Source organism: uncultured Nisaea sp. (genome assembly GCF_963974195.1).
Classification (GTDB): domain Bacteria; phylum Pseudomonadota; class Alphaproteobacteria; order Thalassobaculales; family Thalassobaculaceae; genus Nisaea.
Map to the genome: position 1 here is coordinate 33,338 of NZ_CAXBDC010000019.1, position 19,134 is coordinate 52,471.

A 19,134-nucleotide genomic window follows, 5' to 3' on the forward strand; every position below is an offset into this window, starting at 1 on the left:
TGTTTCCGCGATGCGGATGACCGCTCCGTATCGTGGTGGTGTGAGGCGATGTTATAAGCAGTGCAGCATTTACACCGATGATCTTGATTTAAGGGGACTAACTATGGCTGGGAACTTTCCGCTGCATGTCGCACTGCCGCTCGCCAAGGCGGAAATTATCGCCGATGAGGCTCTGAGTGTTGCGACGGCTGAAAAGATGCTGCCGATGACTGTTGTTGTGCTCGATGCCGGTGGTCAGGTGGTCTGCCTGAAGCGTCAGGATGGCTCCGGTATCGGCCGGGTAGAGATCGCGACGGCAAAAGCTTGGGGTGGCCTTGGCTTCGGTGAATCTTCCCGCAATCTCGGCGCCCGCCTGAAAGAACGTCTTGGTTTTCAGGTCGCGGCAGCTTCCGCATTCGATGGTCAGTTCGCGGCCGTTCCGGGCGGTGCGTTGATCATGGAAAACGGTGTCGTGATCGGTGCCGTCGGCGTCAGCGGTGATCTTTCCGAGAAAGATGAGTTCTGTGCCTGCAAGGGTATCCAGAAAGCCGGGTACACGAGCGAGCCGGCCGAGCTGGACGAGAGCTGGCGCTAATCTAAAGCCCTTTAAATGCACACAATATCCGTCATCCCGTTAAAAACGGGATGACGGTCTAAAGCATTACAGCCAGTACGGCGTCGGGTTGTAGAGATCGACCAGGAAGTCGACGAATGCCCGGACCTTTGGCGAGAGATGCCGGCCGCTTGGATAGACGGCGTAGATCGGCACGTCCTCGCGGACATAATCTTCCAGTAATGTCACCAGCTTGCCGCTCTTCACATGCTCACCGGCCATGAAGGCCGCCAGCATGGCGAGGCCGCCGCCGGACAGCACGGTCTGAAGCACCGAGTCGCCGTTATTCATGGCCAGCGTACCCTTGGCGCGCAGGATCTTCTGCTGGTTGTCGACCATGAAATGCCAGTCGTTGATCGGGTTGCCCGGCGCGTAGGTGATCAGCGAATGGTCGCTTAACTGATCCGGTGTTTCCGGCTGGCCCCATTTGTTCAGATAGTCCGGGCTGGCCACCAGCATGCGGTGGTTCACCGCAAGTTTGCGGGCAATCAGGCTGGAATCCTTCAGTTGCGCGATCCGGATAGCGAGATCGATCCCCTCATCGACGAGATCCACCACGCGATCGTTCACCAGCAGCTGCACCTCGACTTCCGGATAGCGATCGAGAAATTCCGGGAGGTGAGGGGCGACATGCCGGTGCGCGAAGGTCGTCGGCGCCGTGACCTTCAGCAGTCCGCGCGGTGCGGAGTGTGCTTGAGAGACCGCGATCTCCGCTTCGTCCACATCGGCCAGGATGCGCTTGCAGCGTTCGTAGTAGGCGGACCCTACCTCGGTAAGGCTGACCCGCCGTGTTGTCCGGTTCAGCAGGCGTACGCCCAGTCGGTCCTCAAGTCCCGAGAGCTGTTTGCTCACGACGGACGGTGAGACATTGAGGGTTCGGGATGCTCCGGCGAGACTATCATTCTCGACTACGGAGCAAAAAACCTTCATAGCCGTTAAAGTGTCCATTTCAGCGCGTTTCCCCTGAACGGTACGGAATTATTCATTCGTTATAGGAACTAATACGGTGCTTTAAAAGAGAATTATCAGTTTGCATGCCCGGTTCGTACACTGAGAATGACAGTGCTCGTCTATCGACCTGTTCAATTGCCCCGCCGGGCAGACAGTACGAAACGTGGCAGTGCCCCTCATCGCCATGTATCGGAGACCCACCCGATAACCGGTGTCCTTTCTGACTTTGATGGACACCCGGACAGTCTGACCGGCTTTTTATGAGGCTGCAGAGATTTCCGGACAACGGGAATCACTGCAGCCTTATTTGTCTCGCGACAATCCGGGCAATTCCCACTCTTCCCGCCTCGTGATAGAGGCATAGGCGATCCGCTGATGACCGGATCCAACGATACAACTCACGCCGGAGCCGGCAATGGCAATGCGCAATAACGACCTGAAGCCCGAGACTCTTTCGGCCCAGGCACTCGGCCATGTCGACGAGACCACGGGCGCGGTAACACCGCCGATCCATCTCTCGACGACCTTCGAACGGGATGCCGATAACAGCTATCCGAAAGGGTTTGTCTACACCCGCAGCGGAAACCCGACTTATGACGTCGCCGAAGACCTGCTGGCGCGGCTTGAAAATGGCGCGGGCGCGCTGATTTTCTCGTCCGGCATGTCTGCGGCGGTTGCGCCTTTCATGACCCTGCGCCCCGGTGACCATGTGCTGGCACCGACGGTGATGTACTGGGCCCTGCGCAACTGGCTGCTGGACTTCACTGCCCAGTGGAACATCGGGATCGACTTTTTCGATGTGAACAATCCGGAAAGCGCCGCCGGTCTGGTGCAGCCGGGCAAGACCAAGCTGGTCTGGATCGAAACCCCGGCCAACCCCCTGTGGGACTGCCTCGACATTGCCTGGTTTGCCCAGCTCGCTCACGGTGCGGGGGCAAAGCTCTGTGTTGATTCGACGGCGGCGAGCCCGGTCCTGTCCCGTCCGATCGAGCATGGCGCGGACCTGGTCATGCATTCGGCGACGAAATACCTGAACGGGCACAGCGATGTGCTCGGCGGCGCCCTGATCACGGCGAAAGCCGACCAGTGGTGGACTGATATCCGCCGGGTGCGGACCGATCACGGCATGGTCATGGGGCCGTTCGAGGCCTGGTTGCTGCTGCGCGGCATGCGCACGCTGCATCTGCGGGTCCGCAAGGCGTCGGACAATGCCATGGCGATTGCGGAGCATTTCCACAATCACCCGAAAGTCGCCTCGGTGCTTTATCCGGGACTGCCGACCCATGCCACGCATGATGTCGCGGCGAAACAGATGGAAGGCGGCTTCGGCGGTATGCTGTCGCTGCGGATCGAAGGCGGTGAGAAGGCCGCGATCAAGACCGCGGCGCATCTGGAGCTGATCCACCGGGCAACCTCGCTCGGCGGGGTCGAGAGCCTGGTGGAGCATCGCGCCTCGATCGAGGGCAAGGGCACACCGGTCCCGGCCGACCTGCTGCGCTTCTCGATCGGGATCGAGGATGTGGGAGACCTGATTCAGGATCTGGAACAGGCGCTGGGTGAATAAGCGTTTCAGGTTCGGGGCCGGTGTTTCCTATGCCGGCCCGGAGCCAGGAACAGTCTTACCTGATCTCCAGCAGGGACATCAGGCGCGCGCCTTTCGACCAGAGCATGGCCTGCCAGCCCGCGTCACGAGCGGCGATGATGTTGGTTTCGGTATCATCCACGAGGATGAGATCTTCCGGGCGTGAGCCGCTGTGCCGCGCGGCTGCATCGAAGAACGCGCGCTGCGGTTTGCGGGCCTTGAGCTGAGCCGAGTAAATCATCCCGTCCACATGATCTCGGAGTGCCAGGGCGTCCATAAGGTAGGCTGCTCTCATGTGCTCCTGGTTGGTGGCGAGAAAAATGCGCATGCCGTGTTCGCGGAGTTCATCACATTCCGCAAGAACGCCTTCATCAAGACGGGAATCCTTTTCAAACCAATAGTCCGTGAATTCCTGCACGGTGAGAGCGGGCGCCAGGACGGGCAGGCAGGCTGCGAGCACGTCCGTCAGGTTCTTTCCGCCTGTGACGATCCCGGACCAATGCGGCGCGAAAAACACGTCGTGCAATTTTTCGGGCGCAATACCCAGATCGCGCTCGATATCCGTGGCCCAGGATTTCCCATCCTCCGGGCGCCCGGTGACGACAACGCCGTCAACATCCAGCATGAGGCATCGTTGCATATGGCCCTCGCCGGAAGCGAAACGCCGGTCTAGAGACCGGCCCGTGCTTCCTGTATGGCCGCCCAGACCTTCTCCGGCGTTGCCGGCATGTCGATATGTTTCACACCGAGCGGCGCCAGTGCATCGACAAGGGCGTTCATGATCGAGGGCAGGGAGCCTGCACAGCCTGCCTCGCCACAGCCCTTGGCACCGAGCGGGTTCGTCGTCGCCGGAACAGCATGGGTGGCGAAGGTGAAGCTCGGCACGTCGCTGGCGCGGGGCACGGCATAATCCATGTAGCTGCCGGTCTGAAGCTGGCCTTCCGAATCATAGATGGCATTTTCCATCAGCGCCTGACCGAGGCCCTGCACGATGCCGCCATGTGCCTGACCCTCGACCAGCAGCGGGTTCACCACGGTGCCGAAATCATTGACCATGTTGTAGCGGTCGATCTCGACCACGCCGGTATCCGGGTCGACTTCCAGCTCGCAGACATGACAGCCGTTCGGGAAGGCCGACGGGGCGGCGTCGAAGATGTGCTTCACGCTGAGATCCCGGGGCAGATCCTCCGGCAGGTCCAGCCCGCCGCGAAGCTGCTCCGCCAGTTCGGTGACGGTCACCGTCTTGTCGGTACCGGCTACCTGGAAGGCACCACCCTCGAAAACGATATCCTCGACCGCAGTCTCGAACACATGGGCGGCGATCTTCTTGCCCTTGTCGATGACAATGTCGCTGGCTTCGAGAATGGCGGCGCCGCTGGCCATGATGGATTTTGAGCCGCCCGTACCGCCGCCCGCGATCAGCTCGGCACTGTCGCCCTGGATCAGCCGGATACGCTCGAACGGCACGCCGAGTTTCTGGTGCAGCACCTGGGCGAACGGGGTCCAGTGACCCTGGCCGTAATCCAGCGTGCCGGTGATGATGGTGACGTCGCCATTTTCCTCGAACCGGATGCCGCCCATCTCTTCCTGCACCGGCGCGGTGACTTCGAGATAGCAGCCGACGCCGCGCCCGCGCAGCTTGCCACGCTTCTCGCTCTCCGCCTTGCGGGCGGCGAAACCGTCCCAGTCGGAGGCTTCGACGGCTTTCTGCATGATGGTCGGGAAATCGCCGCTGTCGTAGTTCATGCCGTTGGCGGCAGCATAGGGTATTTCGCTCGGCAGGATCTGGTTGCGGCGGCGCAGCTCGATGGCGTCGATGCCCATTTCCCGTGCGGCTGTTTCGATAAGCCGTTCCATGTAGTAGTTCGCTTCCGGCCTCCCGGCGCCGCGATAGGCGGTGACCGGCGTGGTGTTGGTAAAGACCGCCTTGGAGGCGACTTCGATCAGCGGCAGCCGGTAGACGCTGTTGGCGTTCTTCAGCGTGTTCATGGTCGGCATCATCGGCGAGACGGCGGTCAGGAACGCGCCGACATTGCCGTAGCCGGTGATCCGCAGCGCGGTGAACTTGCCGTCCGCATCCAGCGCCAGTTCCGCCGTCATGTCATGGTCCCGGCCGTGGCAGTCGGACAGGAAACTGCCGGACCGGTCGTCGGTCCATTTCACGGGCCGTCCCAGGACCTTCGCCGCATGCAGAACGCAGATATATTCGGGGTAGGCACCGGCTTTCATGCCGAAAGAGCCGCCGACATTGCCGGTGACGACATGCATCTTTTCCGGCTCGATATTGAACACCTGCTTGGCCAGCGTGTTCATCATGCCGAAGACGCCCTGACAGCCGACATTCAAGGTGTAGCCTTCGTTGGCCGCATCGAATGAGCCGACTGCGGAGCGCGGCTCCATCGCGCTGACCACGATCCGGTTGTTACGCAGGGGCAAGGTGGTGACGTGCGCGGCTTCGGCAAGCGCCGCATCGACTTTCGCCGTGTCGCCATACTGGAAGTCGATGGCGGTGTTGCCGGAGATGCTGTCATAGAGCTGCGGTGCGCCTGCCTCTGCGGCGGCGCGGGCGTCCGTGACGGCGGGCAGGGGATCGATGTCCAGCTCCACCAGCTCGGCCGCGTCGCGGGCCTGTGTGGCGGTCTCTGCGATCACAATGGCGACCGGGTCGCCGACATAGCGCACCTTGTCCGTCGCCAGTGCCGGGCGCGGCACATAGTTGATAGGGCTGCCGTCGCGGCCTTTCAGCGGAAGGCCGCATTTCATCGTGCCGAGGCCGGCTGCATCGAGGTCCGCGCCCGTCAGGATTGAAATAACGCCGGGCACCGCGCTCGCCTCCGCCGTGTCGATCCCGTTCAGGGTGCCATGGGCATAGGGGCTGCGGACCATCACGCCATAGGCCTGGCCGTCCAGATTCACATCGTCGGTGTAATTACCCTCGCCGCGCAGCAGTTTCGGGTCCTCGGAGCGGGTTACCGGCTGGCCGATCCCGTACTTCATCATGCCGAGCTGATTGTCTTCGACGACAGAATCCATGGTTCTTTCCCTGTAAGGCCGTTCGCGGGCGCGACGGATTGTGTGCAAATATCGTAGTGGGTGAGCCGCCTCGGGCAAGGACTTTTCCATTTAACACGCTGCATTGCGGCATGATGTGGTATCTCGATGAAAATCGCTTTTGACGTTCTGCCGATCTCTTCCGCTTGCCCAGCCGCTAACCGGGGAGAGCAATTGTGCGGGGTGCCTGTCCGGCGCTTACCTGGAGACAGTTTTTAATGTTAGCGAATGCGCGTTTTACGCTGCCCAGATCGGGGCTTGTGGTTCTGTTGGCGGCACTCGCGGCCTTTGCGCCGATGTCGATCGACATGTATCTGCCCGCTTTGCCGTCCATCGCCCGCGATCTTGGTGTGCCGGCCAGTGAGGTTCAGGCGACCCTGGCCGTGTTCATGGCCGGGTTTTCAGCCGGCATGCTGCTCTACGGCCCGATTTCGGATCGTTTCGGCCGCCGTCCCGTGATGATGACCGGGATTTTTATTTTCATCATCGCGTCTCTCGCATGTGTGTATGTGGAGCGAATCGATCAGCTCATCATTGCCCGGCTGTTTCAGGCGATCGGCGGCGGGGCAGCCTCTATTCTGGCCCGGACGGTCGTTCGGGATCTCTTCACGGCGCAGGAAGCCGCCAGGGTGCTTTCCCTGATGATGGTGCTGACCACTCTGGCGCCGATCCTGGCGCCGCTGGCAGGCGCGCTCCTGCTTGAGTTTTCCGGCTGGCGAGCGATCTTCGCGGTGCTGTTCGGCTTCGGCGCATTGGCGATGCTGGTTGTGGTGCTGTTACTGCCGGAAACCCACTCCAAGGAAGCGCGGGGCGGAATGACCATGGCACAGGCTCTCGGGGCCTACTGGCATATTCTGTCCGACGGTCCGGCTTTTGGCCTCACCGTTGCCAGTGCCGCCGTTTTCGCCGGGCTGTTCGCCTATATTTCAGGCTCGTCCTTTGTGTTCATCGAGCATTTCGGCATCGCGCCGGGCTTCTATGCCATGCTGTTTGCGATGAATGCGGCGGCAATCATGGGAGCGGCTTTCTTGAACAGCCGTCTGACCCGGCGTTTCGAATTGAAAAGCCTGCTTTCCGGCGGGGTGCTGATTTCCTTCACGGCAGGACTTTATCTGGTCGTGATCGAGCAGGCTGGCCTCGAAGGGCCGGTCACGATCATGGCCGGGCTGATGGTATTTGTCGCCATGGTGCCGATCCTCGGCGCCAATGGCATGGCATTGTTGATGGCGCGCTATCCGAAAAACGCCGGTGCCGCCGCAGCCACCCTCGGGGCGGCCCAGTTCGGCAGCGGGGCGGTTGCGGCCTTTGTCGTCGGCGCGCTGCATGACGGCACCGCCTTTTCCATGTGCGCCGTGATGGGAGCCTCAGGCCTGATCGCGCTGCTGGCCTTCTTTACCCTCTGCCGCAAGCTGTAGCCGCCGGAATCATCCCGCCCGTGCGGCTGCAAGAATGAGGTCGCTGGCTTTTTCCGCGATCATGATGGTCGGGGCATTGGTATTGCCGGACGTGATGGTCGGCATTACCGAGGCGTCGACCACGCGGAGATTCTGGAAGCCCTTCACCTTCAGCTCCGGATCGACCACGGCCGTCGCATCGTCTCCCATCCGGCAGGTTCCGACCGGATGGAAAATCGTTGTGCCGACCTGACCGGCGGCTTCCGCCAGGGACTCGTCGGCATCCGAATATTCCGGTCCCGGTTTGAACTCGTCCGGCTCATAGCGTGACAATGCGGGTTGGGAGGCAATGCGCCGGGTCAGACGGATTGCATCGGCAGCGACCTTCTTGTCCGCTTCGGAGGCGAGATAGTTCGGCCGGATCGCCGGGGCCGCCATCGGGTCCGCGCTCTTGATCGAGACCGTGCCCCGGCTTTCCGGGCGCAGATTGCAGACGCTGGCGGTGAAGGCGCCGAAGGAATGCAACGGCTCGCCGAAGGCATCGAGGGAGAGCGGCTGGACATGATATTCGAGGTCCGGCGTTTCCTTGGACGGGTCCGACTTGGCGAACAGGCCGAGTTGGGACGGTGCCATGGTCATCGGCCCGCGCCGGAACAGGGCATATTCCAGTCCGATACCGATCTTGCCGAAGAAGGAATTGGCCCGCCGGTTCAGTGTCTCAACGCCGGAGACCTTGTAGGCGCAGCGGATCTGCAGATGGTCCTGCAGATTGCCGCCAACCTCGGCGGATGCGTGTTTTATGTCGATGCCGTGCTCTTTCAGCAGAGCTGGATCGCCGATGCCGGAGAGTTGCAGGATTTGCGGGGAGCCGATAGCTCCAGCGGAAAGCACCATCTCACCGCTGCATGTGGCGCGGGCGTCCTGGCCGTTCACCGAGAGAGAGAGACCGGTGCAGCGCGTGCCGTCGAACTCCAGCGCCTTGGCATGGGCGTGGGTGACGATATGCAGGTTGGAGCGGTGCTTCACCGGCTTCAGGAAGGCCGTGGCGGCGCTCCAGCGGATGCCCTTGCGCTGGTTGACGTGGAAGTAACCGACGCCTTCGTTGTTTCCCCGATTGAAATCGTCCGTCTCCGGGATACCCGCTTCGACGGCGGCCTGCTTGAAGGCGTCGAGGATCTCCCATGAAAGCCGCTGGTTCTCGACCCTGAGCTCACCATCCGGGTTGCGGCCATCCTCAAGACGAACCTGAAAGCCCTCGGAGCGGGTGAAGTAGGGCAGCACGTCGTCCCAGCCCCAGCCGGGATTGCCGAGCTGGCGCCACTGGTCGTAGTCCCGCGCCTGACCGCGCATATAGATCATGCCGTTGATCGAAGAACAGCCGCCGATCACCTTGCCGCGCGGATAGTTGAGCGCGCGCCCGCCGAGACCGGGCTCCGCCTCGGTCTTGAACAGCCAGTCTGTGCGCGGATTGCCGATGCAGTAGAGATAGCCGACGGGGATGTGGATCCAGTGGTAATTGTCGTTACCGCCGGCCTCCAGCAGCAGGACCTTGTTCGCCGGATCGGCGGACAGCCGATTTGCCAGCACGCAGCCGGCGCTGCCCGCGCCGACGATGATGTAGTCATAGGCCCCGAGGTCCCTGGTCACGTCATTCCATCCCTGAAGTCGTTTTTTATTGTTTTGTCATTCGTCCGGCGGCGGGCAAGCGCCGCCGGGAACGTTATTAGTTCGTCATCGCCTGATAGACCAGTGTGCGCAGTTCGCGCCGCAGCGGATAGGAAGAGGACGGCATGAGCTGGGTCATGTGAACCACGCTCAGCTCTTCGACCGGATCGATCCAGAATCCGGTCGAGGCGACGCCGCCCCAGGCCCATTCACCGGCCGTTCCGAGGACCTGTGCCTGTGCAGGGTTGAGCACGACCGAGCCACCCAGACCAAAGCCGATGCCCTTCATCGGCATTTCACTGAACACGGACTGGCCCATCGAAGCCATGTCGCCCGGCAAGTGGTTCATCAGCATGAGCTCGACGGATTTCCGGCCGAGAACGGGATCGCTGCCCTTGCCGCCATGGGTGCGGATCATCTCCATGAAACGCATATAGTCTTTCGCCGTGGAGCAAAGCCCGCCGCCGCCGGAGAACATGGTGACCGAATTGGCATAGCGGCTGTCCTCGATCTCGTCGATCCGGCGGATACCGTTATCCTCGGTCTTGGCATAGCAGGCACTGAATCGGTCCAGCTTGTCGGAGGGCACGGCGAAGAAGGTGTCTTCCATGCCGAGCGGCTCGAAAATGCGTTCATGCAGGAATTCCGGCAGGGACATGCCGGAAGCGGTCTCCACCACGCGGCCGAGTACATCCGTCGAGACGCCATAGTTCCAGCGTGTGCCGGGCTCGAAGACCAGCGGGATATCGGCGAGCTTGGCGACGGTCTCGTCCAGCCGGCCATGTTTCTCGGAGAAATCGATCTTCGCCTTGCGCAGCGCCTTGCCGACCGGTCCCGGATCGAAGATGCCGTAGGTCAGGCCGGATGTGTGGGTCAGCAGATGGTGCAGGGTCGGCTGGGTCTTGGCGACATGCGTGCTTTCACCATCCTCTTCGAGCACTTTCAGGTTCGCCAGTTCCGGAATGTGCCAGGCCAGCGGATCGTCGAGCTGCAGTTTGCCGTCTTCCAGAAGCTGCATGATCGCCGCGCTGACGATCGGCTTGGTCATGGAATAGATCCGGTGAATACCGTTCGGCTCCGCCTTCAGACCGTTCTCCACATCGCGGTGTCCGACGGTTTCGTGAAATACGATCTCCCCCCGCCGGGCAATCAGCGTTTCGACGAAGGGCAGCTTGCCGTCATCGACATAGCGCCTCATCCAGTCGCCGATCCGCTCCAGGCGCTTGCCGCTGAAGCCCAAAGCGGAAGGTTTGGCTGTGCGAAAGTCGGTCATGTGATGTGTCCGTGCAGAAATTATGGAATGTGAGATTGAGGATTAGACGCGGGCCGGCGAGGCCGGTCAACCGGGCTCGCATGGCTTACGCTATTCCGATTTCGCACGAAAGTTGCGAGACCTGCTGCACTCCTAGCCGATATGGGCCGCATTGTTGTCAGTGGGCGCCTCTGCCCGGTCGTTCGGACCGTAATCCCGCAGGATGGACGCCACCTTCAGGCGGTAGTTCTGGAACAGTTTGTCCCGTCCCTTTGCTTGCGCCTTGCGATGAGCAACCAGATTCCGCCAGTCCTCGACCGCTTTCTCGTCATGGAAATAGGAGAGGGACAGGAGTTTGTTTTCGTTTGTGAGGCTCTGGAATCGCTCGACGGAGATAAAGCCGTCCACCTCCTGCACCAACGCACGCATGCTTGCGGCGACCTCAAGGTAGCTTCCCTTGTGTTCCGGATACGGTTCAACTTCGAAAATCACGGCTATCATGGCATGTTTCTCCCTAGGCGTTTCTCTTTGGCGCCGGATTTGACGCATTGATCAGAAATGTCCGGTCCTCGCGCAGCAGGAATTTTTCCTTCTGTGCGAATTCATAATTCTCCCGGCCGAGCGGGTCGGCGGACAGGCGGGCGCGATAGGCTTCATAGGCGGCCAGGCTCTCGATATTGTAGACACCATAGGCCAGTGTGGTGGAACCCTCATGTGGGGCGAAATAGCCGATCAGATCGGCGCCGCAGCGGGGAATAGCCTCGCCCCAGTTGCGAGCATATTGATTGAATTGAGCTTTCTTGGTCGGGTCGATGTGATAGCGGATAAAGCAGGTAAGCATGTGGTCCTCCATATAAGATAGGCGGACAATCTCACCTTGGCGCGGATTCATGCTTCGGTTATGGTCGAAGTATGAAAGAAGGACCTGACATCGCTCTGATCGGTGCCCTGATTGGGGACCCGGCCCGGGCCAACATGCTGACCACGCTGATGACCGGAAAGGCCCTGACGGCGAGCGAACTTGCCGCCGAGGCCGGTATCACCGCGCAGACGGCAAGCTCCCATCTCTCCAAGCTGGAAACGGCAGGGCTGCTGTCCCAGCGCAAACAGGGGCGGCACCGCTATTTTGCCCTGGCGGATGACGAGGTGGGCAATCTGCTGGAAGCGATGATGGGGTTGGCGGCAAAACGCGGGCATATGCGGGCCCGCACCGGCCCGCGCGACCCGGCACTCCGCAAAGCACGGGTTTGCTACAACCATCTGGCTGGCGATTACGGCGTGCGGATGTTCGACAGCATGATGGCGCGGGATCTGCTGATGGAAGACGGGGAGGAGATTTCCCTGACGGAAGCCGGAGAGGCATTTGTCGGCGAACTCGGCATCGCCTTGTCCGATTTGACGAATACACGCCGCCCGTTATGCCGCTCCTGCCTCGACTGGAGCGAGCGCCGCAGTCATCTGGCGGGCGCCCTCGGCACCGGACTCCTGGACAGGTTCTATGACCTTGGCTGGGCGCACCGGATTGAAGATTCCCGCGTGGTTTCCTTCACCGGAGAGGGCGAGCGCCGGTTCCGGGAGTGTTTTCCGGAGGTTTAGGTAACCGTCGCCCGGGCATGGAATTCCGGGCGATCCCAGGCGCCGGTCTCAAGGATGTCGCGCAAATGCTCGACGGCATCCCAGACGTCCGTGAACCTTGTATAGAGCGGTGTGAACCCGAACCTCAGAAGGTCCGGCGCGCGAAAGTCACCGATCACACCACGGTCGATCAGGGCCTGCATCACCGGATAGCCACTTTCATGCGCGAAAGATATCTGGCTACCGCGCTGCGCCGCAGCGCGCGGGCTTGCGAGTGTCAGGCCGAGCCCGGCGCAGCGTTTCTCTACCAGCGTGATGAAGCTCTCGGTCAGTGAGACTGACTTTTCCCGAACTGCATTCATGTCGGCACGGGCCCAAATATCCATCGCTGCATCGAGCGCCGTCATGGCCAGCACCGGTGGCGTACCGCAAAGAAATTTCCCAATTCCGTCCGTTGGCGCGAACCGGTGATCGAAGGCGAACGGTGCCTTGTGGGAAAACCAGCCGGTGAGCGGCTGGGTGGCGTCTTGCTGGTGGCGCGGCGCGACATAGAGGAATGCCGGGGCACCCGGGCCGCCATTCAGATATTTGTAGCCGCAGCCGACGGCGAAATCCGCATTGGCGATGGCGAGATCGACTGGAACGGCCCCCGCGGAATGGGCGAGATCCCACAGCGTCAGCGCGCCTGCCTCATGGGCGGCGGCGGTCACCGCTTTCATGTCGTGCATGTAGCCGGTGCGGTAGTTCACATGGGTCAGCATCAGCACGGCAACCTCGTCCGTGAGGGCGCCGGGCAGCTCGGACGGGTCTTCGATCAAACGGAGTTCATGACGGCCGCCAAGCAGCGCCGACAGGCCTTCCGCCATATAAAGATCGGTCGGGAAGTTCGACTTCTCCGAAACAATGACTGTGCGACCGGGCCGGAGCGCCAGCGCGGCGGAGAGGCATTTGAAGAGATTGACCGAGGTCGAGTCCGCCGCGACCACGCTGTCCGGCTCCGCGCCGATCAGTGCGCCGATCTTGTCGCCGACGCGCGCGGGAAGGTTGATCCATCCCGCATCGTTCCAGCTTCGGATCAGGCCATTGCCCCATTCCTCGGAGACGCAAGCGGCTACCCGTTCCCGCGCGATGCGGGGCAGCGGGCCGAGGGAGTTACCGTCGAGATAGATCACACCCTCCGGCAGCTCGAATTCCGCGCGGAACGGGGCGAGGGGATCGGCGGCATCGCGGGCAGCGAAATCTTCCCGGGTCATTTCCGGTTGTGGCATCGCGTGCCTCAATTGGCGTGGTCGGGGCCGGCGACGATGCCTTCATCGTGCAGCCGTCCGATGGCGCCACTGTCGAGACCGAGAAAGTCCGCCAGAACCTCGTCGGTGTGTTGGCCAAGGCGCGGCGCCGGTGCCGGAATCTGGGAGGCTTGTCCGTAAAAATCGATGGGCGTGTCCGAAGTCGGATAGGTCAGCCCGCTGCCGTGGGTGACATCGCTGTAAGGCTTGCCCATGGTCTTGAAGCGGTCGCTCGCGACTGCTTCCCGGACCGTGCGGTAAGGCTCCCAACACACGCCGTTTTCCTTGAAACGCGGCGCAAGCGCATCCAGCGTCTCTGCCGCGACGGCGCGCTCGACGACCGGGTTGATCTTCTCCCGATAGTCGAACCGCAAGCCTTCGTCCTTGGCGAAACTGACCCCGGTCTCGGCCTCGATGGCGGCGATCTCCAGTTCGATGCCAAGAGATGCCAGAAGGCCGGTCCATTGCCGGGGGGAGAGGGCGACAAGCATCAGGTAGTGGCCGTCACTGGTCCTGAAGTCCCGGCCGAAGGCGCCGAACACATCGTTGCCATAGCTTGGCCGGTCTTCTTCTTCCGTCATCACTTCGGCGACCTGGCCCAGTGTGCCGAGGGTGGTCAGCGCGATATCGCCGAGCGGTAGGCGGATTTCGGCGCCTTTGCCGGTCTTCTGGCGTTCCCGCTCCGCCGCCAGCATGGCGAACGCGGCATTGGCCCCAGCGATCAGGTCCCAGGCGGGCAGGACATGGTTCACCGGGCGCTTCTCGCCGACGGGACCGGGCTCGCCGGTCATCAGTGGAAATCCGGCACCGGCATTGGCTGTGTAATCGACGCCTTGCGTGCCGTCCGCCCAACCCATGACGCGGACCGTGATGATATCCTCGCGCCGTGCTTTCAGTGCTTCATGGGAGAGGAAGCCTGACACCGGGTAGTTCGTCACGAACAGGCCGCGTCCTTCACCGGGCGCCGTGGCAAGCTGCAGAGCCAGCTCCCGGCCTTCCGGATTGCGCAGATCCAGTGCGACGGACTTCTTGCCCTTGTTCAGGCCTTCCCAATACAGGCTGGCGCCATTCGGAGCCTTCGGCCAGCGCCGGTAATCGAGCCCGCCGCCGATGGCGTCGAAGCGGATCACCGTCGCGCCCATCTGCAGCATGTTCAGGGTACAGGACGGCGCGGCGATGAAAGATGCGCCCTCGACGACTGTCAAATCTTGAAGGACCGTGTACATCCGTGTTTCTTGGCCAGCTTAATGTTGAATGCGATCAGGTTGGGCTCGGAACCTAGCACGACTGATCGCCTGCAAAAGGGGCAAAGCACGCAATGAAGTCTGTCTATGTCGACGCCGATGCCTGCCCGGTGAAGAACGAGATCCTGTCGATCGCGGACCGGCACGACATCAAGGTCTATGTGGTGAGCAATCGGGGCTTCCGGACTGGTGACCGGCCGAATGTGCAGAACATCCTGGTCTCCGACAAGTTCGACGCGGCGGATGACTGGATCGTGGGCAAGGTGGCGGCGGGCGATATCGTTATTACCGGCGATATCCCCCTGGCGCATCGGGTGATCGAGAGCGGCGCCAAGGCGATCGGCCATTCCGGCAAGGAATTCACCGAGGCGGGAATCGGCATGGCGATGGCAATGCGTGATCTGATGTCAGACCTCCGCGCCATGGGAGAGGTTTCGGGTGGCGGCCCGGCCTTTTCGAAAAGAGACAGGGAAACCTTCATCCGCGAGCTGGAACGGCTGATCCGCGAGTGATTTTCCGCCTCCTGCCTTGACACGGGAGGCCGTAAGGACGAGCCTTCCAGCGTTGGTGTCCTTCGGGACAAAAGGGAATCCGGTGCGCGGTTTTATCGCCGCAAGTCCGGGACTGCCCCCGCAACTGTAACCGGCTAGATCCGACCGGTATGCCACTGGCCCCCATGGGCTGGGAAGGCGGCACGGATCGAAGAGCCGGGAGTCAGGAAACCTGCCAACGCTGTGTCCACATTTAACCCGGGCGGGGTGCACCGGAGGAGGTTTAGATGTCCCGACTATCCACCCAGACTCTCACCGAAGATTCGGACAACGCACCGGATCGCGACCTGGCAACCCTGATCCTGACGCTGCTGAGCGTTGCAGAGGATGACAGAACTCTCTCGCATTCCCTCTCCATGGTCCGGGCAGAGACGTCGAAAGAAGATTTCGACGGCGGCATGCAGGAGGCGGCGCGGCGCATCGGCGCGCTCTTCGGTGCGGCACAGCGGCTGGAACTGACCGAGAGAATTTCCATAAACAGATTGCCCGCCTGATTGGCGCGTGCCGTGATCGCTGATAGCCTCCCGCCTGAAATTATCCAACGGGAGAGAGTGGGTGAACGATCAGACGCCCCAGTCCATCGACGCGGCGCTTACGGAAATCCGGTCCATTCTGGGATCGAAGGGCTGGCTGGAAGATCCGAATGACACGTTGAAATACCGCACCGACTGGCGCGGCGCACCGACCGGCGATGCCCTCGGCGTCGCCCGGCCCGCCTCGACGGAGGAGACGGCGGCGGTTGTGCGTGCGGCGGCGAAGGCGGATATCGCCATCGTGCCCCAGGGCGGCAATACCGGCCTTGCCATCGGCTCTGTCCCGACCGAACCGCGCCCGACCATCGTCGTTTCGACTGATCGTCTGACAACCGTGCGGTCTCTTGACCCGGAGAATTACGCAATGATTGCGGAAGCGGGTTGCGTTATCCAGAACATGCAGGCGGTTGCGGCAGAGGCAGGACGGCTATTCCCGCTGTCCCTGGCTTCGGAAGGTTCCAGTACGGTCGGCGGGACGCTCTCCACCAATGCCGGGGGCAACAACACGATCAAATACGGCAATACCCGGGAGCAGATCCTCGGTATCGAGGCCGTGCTGCCGGACGGCTCCGTGTTCGACGGGCTGGAAACGCTGCGCAAGAACAATACCGGCTATGACATGAAGCAGATGTTCATCGGCGCGGAAGGCACGCTTGGCATCGTTACCGCCGCGGCGTTCCGTCTGATGCCGCTGCCGCGCGTCCGCGAGACAGCCATGCTGTCAGTGCCGTCCCCGCATGAGGCACAGCATCTGCTGTCGAGTGCGCGAGAGCTGTCCGGCGACACGATCCTCGCCTTTGAGATCATGCCCCGGGCCTCATTCGACATGGCGATCAAGTATATTGATGGAATCACCGACCCGCTTGCAGAGCGCTCGCCCTGGTACGTGCTGCTGGAGATGGGGACGCCATCTCCGCTCGACGATCTACGGGCCAAGCTTGAGGCAATCTTCACCGAAGCGATGGAGCAGGGCTGGGTAACTGACGGGGTGATTGCTGAGAATGAAGGCCAGCGCCGCGAACTCTGGCGGATCCGTGAGGAGCAGGCCGAGGCCGGTAAGCGCGAGGGGACGCCCCGCATGGCAGGCGATGTTTCGGTGCCTGTCTCCAAGGTGGCAACCTTCATAGATCAGTCTCAGGCGTCGTTGAGCGAATATGTGCCGGGTATGGCCTTCAACTGTTTTGGCCATATGGGGGACGGTAATATTCATTACACGGCCCGCAAACCGGCGGACATGAGCGACGAGGAGTGGGAGGTTAAGAAACCCGGTCTCTCGCAGCGGATGTATGAAAGCACAATCGCGCTCGGCGGCAGTATCTCCGCCGAGCACGGGATCGGCTCTGAAAAGCTGCCGTATCTGATCAAATACGGCTCGCCTTCGAAAATCGCCCTGATGCAGGCGGTGAAGAAGGCGATCGACCCGAAAGGGATCATGAACCCGGGCAAGGTTGTGCCTGAGGCCTGAGCCTACTTGATCCCGGCCCGCATGAAGCTCTGAACGAATTGCCGCTGGAACAGCAGGAAGGCGATCAGCAGCGGGCCGGAGGTCATCAGCGTTGCGGCGCTGATGACGGCCCAGTCGATGCCCTGATCGGTCGAGGAGAAGATGCTGAGGCCGACGGTCACCGGCCGTGTCTCGACCGAGTTTGTCACGATCAACGGCCACAGGAAGTTGTTCCAGTGGTGGCTGACGGAAACCAGGCCGTAGGCGAGGTAGGTCGGCTTTGCCAGCGGGACATAGACCCTGAGCAGGATGGTCATGAACCCGGCACCCTCGACCCTTGCCGCGTCGTCCAGCTCCTTCGGGATGGTCTTGAAGGTCTGCCGCAGGAGGAAGATGCCGAAGCCGGACGCCATGTAGGGCAGGCCGATGGCGAGGATGGTGTCGACCAGTCCAAGAAACCGCATGGTCCGGTAATTCTCGACGATCAGGATATCCGGCATGACCAGAAGCTGCAGCAACACCAGAACGAAGACGGTATCCCGCCCGCGAAACTCGAACCGGGCGAAGGCGAAGGCGGCGAGCGTGCAGAGCACGAACTGGCCGATCAGGATCGACGTCACCAGCAGCATCGTATTCAGGAAATAGCGTGCGAACGGCGCGGCGTTCCAGGCTGCGGAGAAGTTCTCCAGTGTCAGCGGAGCTGTCAGCTCGAAACGGGTGGAGAATTCCGTCGGGTGAAACGCTGTCCAGGTGGCGTAGATCAGCGGCGCGAACCAGACGATGGCGAGTGCCCAGGCGGCAGTGGTGTTCAGCGCCCGGTCATAGTCGAAACGGAAGGCTCTGGCGGCGCTCATCGGTAATGCACCCGTTTGTCGAGAAGCAGGAACTGGCCGATGGCCACGGTGAACAGGATCACAAGCAGAACAACGGTCAGGGTCGAGGCATAGGCGGTGTCCCAGAACCGGAACGCGGTCTCGTAGATGTAGAACAGCAGCAGGGAGCTGGCATTGTCCGGGCCGCCTTCCGTCATGATGAAGATGTGATCGACCAGCCGGAACGAATTGATGATCGCGTTGACCGAGACGAAGAGAGTGGTTGGCATCAGCAAGGGGAAGGTGATGCGGCGGAAGAAATACCAGCGCCCCGCGCCTTCTATGGCAGCGGCTTCCCGGAGTGATGCCGGGATGGTTTGCAGCGCGGCCAGATAGAAGATCATGAAGAAACCGGCTTCCTTCCAGATCGCCACCACGATGACGGCGTTCAGCGCGCTTTCCGGATCGCCGAGCCAGTTCTGCTGGGCAAAACCGAAGACACCACGGATCTGGTCGATCAGGCCGAAGCCGGGCGTATAGAAAAACATCCAGATATTGGCGACGGCGATCAGCGGCAGCACGGTCGGCGTGAAGTAGGCCATGCGCACGAAGGACCGGCCCTTCAGCTTGCTGTCGACCCAGAGCGCCATGGCGATAGCAATGCCGACCGAAAGCGGGATGGTGGCGAGTGCGTACCAGAGATTGTTGACCAGCACGGTCCAGAATGTGTCGTCCGCGATCAGCGTCTGATAATTCTCAAGACCGACGAATTTCGCCTCGCGTTTGCCACGCGGCGTGGAGAAGAAGCTGTGGAAGAGGGTGACCGCTGCCGGATAGTGGGTAAAGGCAATCAGCAGGATCATGGCCGGGCTGAGGAACAGCCAGGCATGGATCCAGGTTCTCTTTGCTGTGGGTCCCATCGGGCGCGGTACTTTCGCTGGTCGGAAAAAGACCGGCGGCGGGACAATGCCCGCCGCCGGGTCCCGGAGTTTTAGCGGTAGTCCTTGAGGATCTTGTCCGCCTTCTGCTGCGCATCGTTCATTGCTTCTTCCGGCGTGGCCTTGCCGGTAATGGCGGCTTCCAGGCCGTCATTGAAGATGCTGGTGATGCGCTGGTTCTGATAGGTGGCAAGCTCGGCCACGGCATGTTCAAGCTGATCGCGGGCAACCAGGGCCGGCGGGAAATCGGCGACATAGGCCTTC

The 19,134-nt window shown here is 61.6% G+C and carries 18 protein-coding genes, 1 pseudogene and 1 riboswitch; of the genes and pseudogenes, 7 read left to right on the forward strand and 12 right to left on the reverse strand.

Features of this window, described 5'->3' with window-relative positions; genetic code table 11:
* Positions 1-103: 103 nt before the first annotated feature.
* Entirely contained in the window at positions 104-574 is a 471-nt protein-coding gene (locus tag AAC126_RS06495; protein ID WP_339851266.1) for a heme-binding protein, read from the forward strand.
* A gap of 66 nt (positions 575-640) precedes the next feature.
* Here the strand turns inward: AAC126_RS06495 and AAC126_RS06500 are convergent, their stop codons facing one another.
* Positions 641-1,540, reverse strand: a complete 900-nt coding sequence (locus AAC126_RS06500) for a LysR family transcriptional regulator (RefSeq protein ID WP_339851267.1) — start codon at positions 1,538-1,540, stop codon at positions 641-643.
* 418 nt (positions 1,541-1,958) lie between these two features.
* Here AAC126_RS06500 and AAC126_RS06505 point away from each other — a divergent pair, with 418 nt between their 5' ends.
* Positions 1,959-3,107, forward strand: coding sequence for an aminotransferase class I/II-fold pyridoxal phosphate-dependent enzyme (locus AAC126_RS06505; RefSeq protein ID WP_339851269.1), 1,149 nt, complete (start codon positions 1,959-1,961; stop codon positions 3,105-3,107).
* 55 nt (positions 3,108-3,162) lie between these two features.
* Here AAC126_RS06505 and AAC126_RS06510 read toward each other — a convergent pair whose 3' ends face one another.
* Both AAC126_RS06510 and AAC126_RS06515 read right to left on the reverse strand, forming a co-directional pair.
* Positions 3,163-3,765, reverse strand: a complete 603-nt coding sequence (locus tag AAC126_RS06510; RefSeq protein WP_339851271.1) for an HAD-IA family hydrolase — start codon at positions 3,763-3,765, stop codon at positions 3,163-3,165.
* Positions 3,766-3,794: 29 nt separating this feature from the next.
* Positions 3,795-6,158 (reverse strand): xanthine dehydrogenase family protein molybdopterin-binding subunit, encoded by a 2,364-nt coding sequence (locus tag AAC126_RS06515; protein WP_339851273.1) that lies wholly within the window; start codon positions 6,156-6,158, stop codon positions 3,795-3,797.
* Between the two features lie 236 nt (positions 6,159-6,394).
* On the opposite strand from AAC126_RS06515, the gene AAC126_RS06520 reads away from it, so the two are divergent.
* Positions 6,395-7,591, forward strand: coding sequence for a Bcr/CflA family multidrug efflux MFS transporter (locus AAC126_RS06520; RefSeq protein ID WP_339851275.1), 1,197 nt, complete (start codon positions 6,395-6,397; stop codon positions 7,589-7,591).
* A 9-nt stretch (positions 7,592-7,600) separates the two neighbouring features.
* Here AAC126_RS06520 and AAC126_RS06525 read toward each other — a convergent pair whose 3' ends face one another.
* The 4 genes from AAC126_RS06525 to AAC126_RS06540 all read right to left on the reverse strand — a co-directional run bounded on the left by AAC126_RS06525 (position 7,601) and on the right by AAC126_RS06540 (position 11,328).
* A complete protein-coding gene (locus AAC126_RS06525) occupies positions 7,601-9,217 on the reverse strand; it encodes a GMC family oxidoreductase N-terminal domain-containing protein (RefSeq protein WP_339851277.1) in 1,617 nt (538 codons plus the stop codon).
* Positions 9,218-9,293: 76 nt separating this feature from the next.
* Complete coding sequence (locus tag AAC126_RS06530; RefSeq protein WP_339851279.1) at positions 9,294-10,508, reverse strand: serine hydrolase; 1,215 nt, start codon at positions 10,506-10,508, stop codon at positions 9,294-9,296.
* Positions 10,509-10,640: 132 nt separating this feature from the next.
* Entirely contained in the window at positions 10,641-10,988 is a 348-nt protein-coding gene (locus AAC126_RS06535; protein WP_339851281.1) for an antibiotic biosynthesis monooxygenase, read from the reverse strand.
* A gap of 13 nt (positions 10,989-11,001) precedes the next feature.
* Positions 11,002-11,328, reverse strand: a complete 327-nt coding sequence (locus AAC126_RS06540; protein WP_339851283.1) for an NIPSNAP family protein — start codon at positions 11,326-11,328, stop codon at positions 11,002-11,004.
* 71 nt (positions 11,329-11,399) lie between these two features.
* Between AAC126_RS06540 and AAC126_RS06545 the strand changes: the two genes are divergently transcribed.
* Positions 11,400-12,083 (forward strand): helix-turn-helix domain-containing protein, encoded by a 684-nt coding sequence (locus AAC126_RS06545; protein ID WP_339851285.1) that lies wholly within the window; start codon positions 11,400-11,402, stop codon positions 12,081-12,083.
* Here AAC126_RS06545 and kynU read toward each other — a convergent pair.
* Positions 12,080-13,330, reverse strand: a complete 1,251-nt coding sequence (kynU, locus tag AAC126_RS06550; RefSeq protein WP_339851287.1) for a kynureninase — start codon at positions 13,328-13,330, stop codon at positions 12,080-12,082. The two genes, AAC126_RS06545 and kynU, sit on opposite strands and share 4 nt — an antisense overlap.
* An 8-nt stretch (positions 13,331-13,338) precedes the next feature.
* The gene (locus tag AAC126_RS06555) at positions 13,339-14,574 is read right to left on the reverse strand and encodes a CoA transferase (protein WP_339851289.1); all 1,236 of its coding nucleotides are present in this window, start codon (positions 14,572-14,574) and stop codon (positions 13,339-13,341) included.
* 92 nt (positions 14,575-14,666) lie between these two features.
* Between AAC126_RS06555 and AAC126_RS06560 the strand changes: the two genes are divergently transcribed.
* The 3 genes from AAC126_RS06560 to AAC126_RS06570 all read left to right on the forward strand — a co-directional run bounded on the left by AAC126_RS06560 (position 14,667) and on the right by AAC126_RS06570 (position 17,141).
* Positions 14,667-15,104: a YaiI/YqxD family protein gene (locus AAC126_RS06560; protein ID WP_339851290.1), complete on the forward strand. Its 438-nt coding sequence runs from the start codon at positions 14,667-14,669 to the stop codon at positions 15,102-15,104.
* Positions 15,105-15,140: 36 nt separating this feature from the next.
* Positions 15,141-15,338: riboswitch (cobalamin riboswitch) on the forward strand.
* Positions 15,339-15,370: 32 nt separating this feature from the next.
* Entirely contained in the window at positions 15,371-15,637 is a 267-nt protein-coding gene (locus AAC126_RS06565) for a hypothetical protein (protein ID WP_339851292.1), read from the forward strand.
* A 61-nt stretch (positions 15,638-15,698) separates the two neighbouring features.
* Entirely contained in the window at positions 15,699-17,141 is a 1,443-nt protein-coding gene (locus AAC126_RS06570; RefSeq protein ID WP_339851294.1) for an FAD-binding oxidoreductase, read from the forward strand.
* Between the two features lie 2 nt (positions 17,142-17,143).
* Here AAC126_RS06570 and AAC126_RS06575 read toward each other — a convergent pair whose 3' ends face one another.
* The 3 genes and pseudogenes from AAC126_RS06575 to AAC126_RS06585 all read right to left on the reverse strand — a co-directional run.
* A complete protein-coding gene (locus AAC126_RS06575; protein WP_339851296.1) occupies positions 17,144-17,974 on the reverse strand; it encodes a carbohydrate ABC transporter permease in 831 nt (276 codons plus the stop codon).
* On the reverse strand, positions 17,971-18,852 hold the full coding sequence (locus tag AAC126_RS06580; protein ID WP_339851298.1) for a sugar ABC transporter permease: 882 nt from the start codon (positions 18,850-18,852) through the stop codon (positions 17,971-17,973). Before AAC126_RS06580 ends, AAC126_RS06575 begins: the two co-directional genes overlap by 4 nt.
* Before the next feature lie 71 nt (positions 18,853-18,923).
* Positions 18,924-19,134 (reverse strand): annotated as a pseudogene (locus AAC126_RS06585) (ABC transporter substrate-binding protein); the annotation flags it as partial.